8 protein-coding genes are annotated in these 8,765 nt (G+C 64.3%); 6 read left to right on the top strand and 2 right to left on the bottom strand.

The features are described from left to right. Positions 1 to 275: YgaP family membrane protein (locus AC2VOG_RS11860; protein ID WP_486940093.1), on the bottom strand; the 275-nt coding region annotated here is incomplete at its 3' end. 419 nt (positions 276 to 694) lie between these two features. Beyond that, a complete protein-coding gene (locus AC2VOG_RS11865) occupies positions 695 to 2,710 on the bottom strand; it encodes a YVTN family beta-propeller repeat protein (RefSeq protein ID WP_486940094.1) in 2,016 nt (671 codons plus the stop codon). A gap of 459 nt (positions 2,711 to 3,169) precedes the next feature. On the opposite strand from AC2VOG_RS11865, the gene AC2VOG_RS11870 reads away from it, so the two are divergent. The 6 genes from AC2VOG_RS11870 to AC2VOG_RS11895 all read left to right on the top strand — a co-directional run bounded on the left by AC2VOG_RS11870 (position 3,170) and on the right by AC2VOG_RS11895 (position 8,608). Then, positions 3,170 to 3,760 (top strand): alpha/beta hydrolase fold domain-containing protein, encoded by a 591-nt coding sequence (locus AC2VOG_RS11870; protein ID WP_486940100.1) that lies wholly within the window; start codon positions 3,170 to 3,172, stop codon positions 3,758 to 3,760. A 27-nt stretch (positions 3,761 to 3,787) separates the two neighbouring features. Further along, on the top strand, positions 3,788 to 4,708 hold the full coding sequence (locus AC2VOG_RS11875; RefSeq protein WP_486940095.1) for a ferritin-like domain-containing protein: 921 nt from the start codon (positions 3,788 to 3,790) through the stop codon (positions 4,706 to 4,708). 14 nt (positions 4,709 to 4,722) lie between these two features. Beyond that, positions 4,723 to 6,210 (top strand): flavin-containing monooxygenase, encoded by a 1,488-nt coding sequence (locus AC2VOG_RS11880; protein ID WP_486940096.1) that lies wholly within the window; start codon positions 4,723 to 4,725, stop codon positions 6,208 to 6,210. 9 nt (positions 6,211 to 6,219) lie between these two features. After that, the gene (locus tag AC2VOG_RS11885) at positions 6,220 to 6,993 is read left to right on the top strand and encodes a MerR family transcriptional regulator (protein WP_486940097.1); all 774 of its coding nucleotides are present in this window, start codon (positions 6,220 to 6,222) and stop codon (positions 6,991 to 6,993) included. Between the two features lie 54 nt (positions 6,994 to 7,047). After that, positions 7,048 to 8,193, top strand: coding sequence for an acyl-CoA dehydrogenase family protein (locus AC2VOG_RS11890; protein WP_486940098.1), 1,146 nt, complete (start codon positions 7,048 to 7,050; stop codon positions 8,191 to 8,193). Positions 8,194 to 8,302: 109 nt separating this feature from the next. Next, entirely contained in the window at positions 8,303 to 8,608 is a 306-nt protein-coding gene (locus AC2VOG_RS11895; RefSeq protein ID WP_486940099.1) for a hypothetical protein, read from the top strand. Positions 8,609 to 8,765: the final 157 nt, after the last annotated feature.

Below are 8,765 nucleotides of genomic sequence, written 5' to 3' on the forward strand. Positions count from 1 at the left end.
CAACGCGTCGACCGCTCGGCCGCGGTCGAAACGCCGAGGCGGTGCAGTAGAACGCTGGTCGGGCACCACCCCACCGCGGCGTCGAGCAGCAGATTGGCTCCTACGAATCCGGTGAGCACCCTCCATCGCGCTGAGAATTTTCGCCCCAGCGCCAAAGAAATCAACACCATGCCCCCCGCTAACAGGTGAATAATGCGCTCGAGTGTCCAGCCTTGCGGGCGTGGCATGCCAAACGCTCCCCGCTCGATCCCGGCCACGCTTTGATCGATCTGCATCAGAACTTCACTCCTCGAGTCGACGTCTGGGGCGCGGAAACCCGAACTCCCCAGTGACCAAGGACCGTATACCCCCGGGAGTAATAATCCAATCGTGTCGAACTCCTCTGGCCGCCCTGCCGGGTGAGCGGAAGTCCGTCGGGCTCATGTGTCATCTCAGACCTCACCATCACCGGCACGCCGGACGCACCGGGACGGTCAGATCGACCAAGACGGCGTCTTGCACCGTCGACGCGGTGCGCTGAAGCTCCTGCCGCACAACGCGTTCCTCGTCACCGGCACCAACGCCAGCCTCGCCAAGACGGCGCGCGGCAGTGGACTCTCCGCGACGGATCGCTCCTTAGCGGGACTCCTGGACGCGGCGCCTGTCGCCACCAATGGAGGGATACGCTCACGCCGGCGAGGTCCTGCCAAGCCTGCTACGGCGCGAGTATGGACACCGTGTTGCCGACAGCGTTGGTGACGTAGAGGTCGCCATCGGTGGGATCGAAGGCGATCCCGAGCGGGCCGCTGCCGACGTCGGCGTTGGCCACTACGGTGTTGGTGGTGGGGTCGATCATCGACACGACGCCGCTCTCGTCGCCGTTGGTGACGTAGACGTCGCCGGCGTCGGGGCCGGTGGAAGCCACCGCCACCCCATCGGGCAGGCTGCCGACGCCGATGATGGCGGTGACCGTGTTGCTGGTGGGGTCGATCACCGACACGGTGTCGCTGCCGGCGCTGGTGACGTAGATGTCGCCGGCGTCGGGACCGGCCGAGGCCACTGCCACCCCCTGCGGGGAAGTGCCGACGCCGATGGTGGCCACAACCGAGTTGTTCGACGGGTCGATCACTGACACGCTGTCGCTGTCTTGGTTGGTGACGAAGATGTCGCCGGCGTCGGGGCCGGTGGGATCGACCGCGATCGCCGTCGGGAAGTTGCCGACGGCGATGGTGTCTACCACTTTATTGGTGGTGGGGTCGATCACCGAGATGTCGTTGTTGACGGCGTTGGCGACGTAGATGTCGCCGGCCTCGGGACCGGTGGGTGACACCGCGACCGCGTAGGGGTCGCCGCCGACGGTGATGGTGTCGACCACGGTGTTGTTGGTGGGGTCGATCACCGACACGGTGTAGCCGCCGAAGTCGGTGACGTACAGATCGCCGGCCTCGGGGCCGGTGGGAGACTCGGCGATCGCGAATGCGTTGCCGCCGACGTGGATAGTGTCGACCACGTTGCCCTGGGGGTCGATCACCGCCACGTTGCCGTTGCCCTCCTCGGTGACGTAGGTATCGCCGGCGTTGGGACCGGCGGTTTCCACCGCCACTCCGTAGGGCCCGACCCCGAGCGTGTTGACGCCGACGGTGCCGATCGGGATCGGGGCACCGGGTCCGGCGGCTCCGTCAGCGCCGTTGGCGCCCACAGTGCCGTACATGCTGGTGCCGCCGTCACCGCCCGCCCCGCCTGAACCGCCGGCGCCGAGGGAGCCGTCGAGTGCACCTGTACCGCCCTGACCTGGCAGGCCGCCCGCACCGCCGGCACCACCAGCACCGCCGGTGCCGCCGTTGCTGAACAGGCCGGTCGCATCGCCGCCGGCTCCACCTGTGCCGCCGTCACCGCCGGTGCCACCGACACCGCCCGCCACACCGGGCAGGGCACTGTTGTCGGTCCCGGCAACACCGTTCGCGCCGGTGCCGCCGTCGCCGCCGGTGCCGCCATCGCCGTAGAACTGCCCGCCGGTCCCGCCGGCGCCACCGTCACCGCCGTCGCTGCCGGGAGTAGTGGCAGCCGCGCCGTCGCCGCCGTCGCCGCCGTCGCCGTACAAGCCGGCGTCTCCGCCGGTGCCGCCGTTACCGGCCGCATCGGTGGCACCCGCGCCGCCGTTGCCGAAGTACAAGCCGCCGCCCTGCCCGTCCGCTGCGGCCAGCGAACCGTCCGGGGTGCCGTTGGCGCCGTCACAAATCAGCCCGCAGGCACCGCTGCTGGCCAGCGCGGCGGGATCGGCGTGCGCGAACGACGAGTTGAGCTCGGCGTCGATTTCCTGACCCAGCGTGCTGTTGATCCAGCTCTGCTCCTGCTCGATGATCGGGTTGGTCGCACTCGCAGACTCGGCAACCGATGCGGGTTCGGAACCGTTCAGGGCAGCCGCGGCCGCGGTGTCGGGCGCGCCGAAGTCGGTGTTGAGGTTGGTCAGAAAGCTGTCGGTCCAGGTAGTCAGGTCCGTGGCCAGGCTGGGGTCGAGACCTGAGATGGAGTCGGTCACCGACGCCACGATGGGCTGAATGATCGGGTCCAGAATCGCGTCGATGTCGGCCGTGGCCGGCGCCGCAGCGCCGGTCGCTATCGCGGCGGCTGCCGCGAACACCCCGAGGACACCACCCGCGGCCAGCCCACACCTGCGCGCTCTAAAACGGCCGGGCCCCATGGCGCTCTCGATGTCGACGCGACCAGCCATTACGTGCCTTCCCCCGGGACGAGATATCTAGGACGGCGCAGCGCCAATACGAACGCTGAGCAGCACGCTATTTCTATCAGACTTTTTTAAGTCAAGCGATTTGCAGCCGCGTGATGGAATTGTAGGTGCTAAAGCCGTTGCAGCACAACGCATTCCGGCGGCCATTGAATTGTTCGCATCACAGCCTGCAAAGGTTTTTCTCATGTGCTGCTGGAAAATTCCTGGATCGATCGAAGCGGAACTGATTATGGCGTTGCTTGATTCGAGCTTGGGAAATTTCAGTGACGCCCGTGGCACTCCCGTGCGCCGCCACGCCCGCAGATGCGCGCTCTAGTGACTGTCCGAACATGTGACATTGACAAATGGCACAGTCCGTGATGACGTATCGGACGTGATGGACGACGACCCGAGTACCGTTTCCCGACCGCCGCTCAGGACGTCGAGGCCGGCTACCGGTGGCTGCTTGGTCAGGGGTACGCCGCATCCGACATCGTCAGTGCGGCCGATTCGGCGGGTGGTCATCTGACCTGCGACATGCTGCTGGCCCATGCCGGCCATGCCAAAAAATTTCGCCCCGCCGGCGTGGTCCTGTTTTCACCGTTGATCGACCTCACCCTGCAGTTGGCCGCGCAGCAAGAGCGGGTGCGCCACGGCCCGGCAATGTCGGCGTCCGCGGCACGCGAAATGGTCGCCCTCTACACCCAGGGGCACGACCCGGGTCACCCGCGACTTCGCCTCGATTCCACTGACGCCGGCCAGTTGCCACCAACTTTGATCCAAGTCGGAGAGTTCGAAATGCTCAGCGCCGACGCCCAGTACCTCGACACCGAGATCCGCGCGGCCGGGGCGCCAGCACGCACGAAATCTGGCCGGGCATGGTGCATGTCTTTCAGGCGTTGCCCCACCTGGCACCAGAGGCCAGGCCTGCGTTGCGCCGGGCGGCGGCGATTGTCGCCGACGTGTACGGCGGCACCGCGGCCAGCAAAAGCGTTGCAAACCAGACGCTTTCCGGATAGCCCGTCCGGCCTTTGGCTCACAACCGCCCAATGAACTGTTCGGGAAAGGAACATACTGATCATGGCGATGGATCTGGACAACATGCTGCAAAAGATCAAGGACAAGCAATGGGCTCTGGTCGACATCGATTGGGAGGCACCAGGAGCCGAACTGATCGAGCCGGAACTGTGGGCCAAGCTCAAGCCGTTCCTCACCGACCTGATGTGGATCGAGAACGTCGGCGCCCGCGGCTTCGCCGCCCTGGCCAAGAAGGCTCCCAACCCGACGCTGAAGAGCATCTACCAGCACTTCCATGCCGAGGAGCAGAAGCACGCCAACGCCGAACTCGCATTGATGCGCCGCTGGGGAATGCTCGACAACGACGAGATCCCGACGCCGAACGTCAACGTGCAGTTGATCATCAACTTCCTGGACAAACACGCCGACGGAATGAGTCTGCCGTTTCTGGGCACGGTGATACCGATGCTCGAAGTGGCTCTCGACGGCGCGCTGATCAAGTTCATCACCGATGAGGTCAAAGATCCCATCGCTCAGGAGGTTTTCCAACGGATCAACTCTGACGAGTCCCGCCACCTCGCGGTGGATTTCGAGGTGATCGATCTGCTCGGGCACTCCACCATGCGCCGGATGCTCATCGACACCGCCGCCGGCTGGCTCAATCCACAGATACTCGTCGGCATCTTGAGCTACGTCGCACTCTTGAACAAGATGCGCGACAACATCTTTGCCATGGGCGTCAATGAGGAGAAGCTGTACACCGCGATACGCCGGTTCCAAAGCGTCGGTGAGCGCAGTGCGTTCGCGCGCAAGCTGCCGATGTACCGGCTGGTGTCCTGGCACGGCAGGAAGGTGATCGACCGGACCTCCAAATACCACTGGTTGGCCGACTCGCTGGTGAAGGCGACCAGCGTCATCCCGATGCCGCTGGTACATCGCACCCCCACCTGGTCGCAGGAATTGACCTACGAGCCGGTCGCTTAGAGGAGCACCACACTATGACGACGACCTCTGTGGCCATCATCGGAGCCGGCTTTGCCGGCATCGGCGCCGCCATTCGTCTCAAAGACCGCGGAATCACCGATGTCGTGATCCTCGAACGTGATTCACGAGTCGGCGGTACCTGGCGCGACAACACCTACCCGGGCGCGGCGTGCGACATCCCGTCCCGGCTGTATTCCTACAGCTTCGCGCCGAACCCGGATTGGTCCCATACCTACTCGGGCAGCGACGAGATTCTCCGCTACATCGACGGCATGGTCGAATCCTCGGGTATCGCAGGACAAATTCGATTCGGGCACACGGTCACCGCCGCGGCCTACGACCCGGACGCGGGACGGTGGACCTTGGGCGTCGAGGGCCGGGAACCGGTATACGCCCGGACCGTAATCGTCGCCTCGGGTCCGCTGTCGAATGCGAGCTTGCCCAACCTACCGGGTATCGACAGCTACGAAGGACGCAAAATCCACAGTGCCCGTTGGGATCACGACTATGACTTCAGCGGCAAGAAAGTGGCGGTCATCGGCACCGGTGCCAGCGCGGTTCAGATCGTGCCGGAACTGGTCAACGTGGCCGAGTCGGTGAAGGTGTTTCAGCGCACGCCGGGATGGGTGCTGCCGAAGATCAACGGACAAACCAGCGGATGGGTCAAGCGGCTCTATGCACAGCTGCCGCTGACCCAGAAGCTGTCTCGTTCGGCCTGGTATTGGGGTCACGAGTCGGTTGCCCTGGGAGTGGTGTGGGAGAGTCCGTTCACCCGACTCGTGGAGGCTGTCAGTCGGGCGACCCTGCGTATGCAGGTCAAGGATCCCTGGCTGCGACGGCAGTTGAAGCCCGACTTCTCGGCCGGCTGCAAGCGGCTGCTGATGACCAGTGACTACTATCCGGCGCTGCAAGCCCCGAACTGCAAATTGGTGACGTGGCCGATAGCGCGGCTGTCGCCCAAGGGTATTCGTACCGTTGAAGGCATCGAGCACCAGTTCGACGCCATCGTGTTCGCCACCGGATTCGATGTGTCCAAGACCGGTACCCCTTTCCCGATCACCGGCATGGACGGACGCGATCTCGCCTCGGAGTGGAGCAGCGGGGCGTATGCCTACCGCAGTGTCGCGGTATCGGGTTATCCCAACCTGTATTTCACCTTCGGCCCGAACTCGGGGCCCGGTCACAGTTCGGCCCTGGTCTATATGGAAGCCGAGATCGACTACATCGTCGACATGATCGACAGACTGTTGCGGTTCGGCTGGAAATCCCTCGATGTCCGCCCCGAAGTGCAGGACCGGTACAACGCCGACATTCAGCAGCGACTGCAGGCCACCACGTGGAACTCCGGATGCCAGAGTTGGTATCTGACCGCAGACGGGTTCAATGCCACGATGTATCCCGGTTTCGCCACCCAATTCGTCAACCAGTTCAAGAAGGTGGATCTTGCGGACTACACGATCACCGCGGCGCCGAAGAGCGACCATCCCGTCCTGGCCGGATAGATTCCCATGATGACCGAGTACCGGATAGACGACCTTGCGCGGGAAGCCGGGACAACCACACGTAACGTGCGGGTCTACCAGGAGAGCGGCCTGCTCGCCAGGCCGCAACGGCGAGGTCGCGCGTCGATCTACACCGACCGGCACCTCCGCCAGCTACGGGCAGTGACCCGGCTGCTCAAGGAGGGCTTCACCGTCAAACACATCTTGCGCTTCGTGACCGGATTGCAAAGTGGCCAAGGGTTAGTCGAGGTTCTCAATCTCGACGACCTGAGCGAGTTGGTGACGTCGCCATGGTCGCATCCGGAATCTCGAACCATGTCGCGACAGCAGTTGGAGGACAGGCTCGGCGCCTTGGACGAGACCACGCTACGTCGCCTGTGCGCCGGTGGGGTGATCGAAACGACCGGGGATTCCGACAGCTATCGGGTGCCAGACCGACGCGTCATCGATGACTTCGCGATGCTCGTGTCGCGTGGAATGCCACTGACCGCCATCGTGGAGACCACCACCACGGTGGACCAGAAGCTCGACGATGCCGCACGTGCGCTGGCGGGTCTCGGGCACACCGAGATCGTCAGGCAACGAGGACCCGGGTGGTACCCAGGTAACGACAGCGAACTGGCCTGGGCCGCTGACCTTATCGACGTCATGCGCCGAGTGGCGCGACGGGCCGCTCACGCCAGCCTGGATCGGGCACTCGACCATGCTATTCGCGCCGAGGTGCGGGAATACCAGACTGCCGAGGCTGCCGATGCCCCGAAGGGGCCGGCCGCGACCAGGTAAGTCACCGGCTCCGTCGAGCCTAGACAGTCAATCTCACGTTAGGGGAAAGTAGTTATGGCACAACCGCGTTCATCTTGGATGACCGACGATCTGCAGGCGTTGCGCGAACTGGCACGCGACTTCTTCGCCAAGGAGCTCACTCCGCACGCCGACAAGTTCATCGAGCAGCACCACGTCGATCGGGAATTGTGGACCAAGGCGGGCGACCTAGGCCTCCTGTGTATGTCGATCCCCGAGGAGTACGGCGGTGGCGGCGGCACATTCGCCCACGAGGCGGTGCTCATCGAGGAGCAGGCACGCGCATTCGACACCTCTTGGGGTGCGAGCCTGCACAACGGAATCGTCGCGCACTACCTGCTGGCCTACGGCACCGATGAGCAGAAGCGGCAATGGCTCCCGAAGATGGCCAGCGGCGAGGTTGTCGGGGCGATTGCGATGACCGAGCCCGGCACGGGGTCCGACCTGCAGAACGTCCAGACCAGGGCCATCCGCGAGGGCGATGAGTACGTCGTGAACGGCTCGAAGACGTTCATTACCAACGGATCACAAGCCGACCTTGTGATCGTGGTGGTCAAGACCGACACCGCCCAGGCCGCTGCCGGTATCTCGCTGGTACTGGTCGAGGCGGATCGGGCGGGCTATCGATGCGGCCGGGTGCTCGACAAGCTGGGGCAGCGGGGTCAGGACACCGCCGAGTTGTTCTTCGACGATGTCCGCATCCCGGCCGCGAATCTCCTCGGCACCAGCGAAGGCCAGGGATTCATTCAGCTCATGCAGCAGCTACCCCAGGAGCGGCTGATCATCGCCGTCGCCTCGGTAGCGGGCATGGAGGAAGCGCTCGCGCACACGATTCGGTACACCAAAGACCGACATGCGTTCGGCAAACCCATTTTTGCGTTCCAGAACACCAAGTTCAAGCTCGCCGAAGCCGCTACCGAGACCGCGATTGCCCGCGTCTTCGTCGACGATTGCATCACCAAACACCTGGCAGGCCAGCTCGATATCCCCACCGTCGCAATGGCCAAGTGGTGGACCACAGAACGCGCGATGTCTGTCGCGGACGAATGTCTGCAATTGCATGGCGGCTACGGATACATGACCGAGTACCCGATCTCGCGGGCCTGGGTCGACAATCGCGTCCAAAAGATCTACGCGGGCACCAACGAGATCATGAAGGAGATCATTGCCCGATCGCTGTGAGGTCAAGTAGGTCGCGCTGCGAGCGAACCCAATTCACTGCCCCTGGTGGGCTGAGCGAGTAACGTCACCGTTCAGGCGCAGGAAGCTCCATCTCAACAAGGGGAATGCCATGCGACAGCCCGAGCTCACCAGCCTCGTCGGCCTGCGGGACGGCGAGGGAGACCGACTCCTTCTCGTCCGCGTGGACCGGCCCGATGGGCGCAACGGCTACCTGCTGAGGGTCGGAACAGGAAAGGTGTGCTTGACTGCCGGCGATCTGGCGCGCCTGAGCGCCGCCATCCGGTTCGAATTGGTGTCGGCGAACCGGATCCGCGTGGTCAACTGGGCGGTCCAGCTGCTGATCATGTGCGCGTTGGCGTGGCTTCTCGCGACGGTGGTAACTGGACCGTTGTTTGCTTACCCGTGGTCGCAATAGATGGGACTAGGCGCGAAATGTGCTCTAGCGCAAGGTACTAACCTCGGCTGACAGCATCGGCAGACACGCCGTTGCCACCGCTTTGATGCTCGCGTAGCGCGGTGAGCGCGCGGGCGGTGGCGGCGTGGTGTGCCTCGGTCAGGGCGGCGTCTTCGGC

Source organism: Mycobacterium sp. TH-M11, assembly GCF_057473725.1.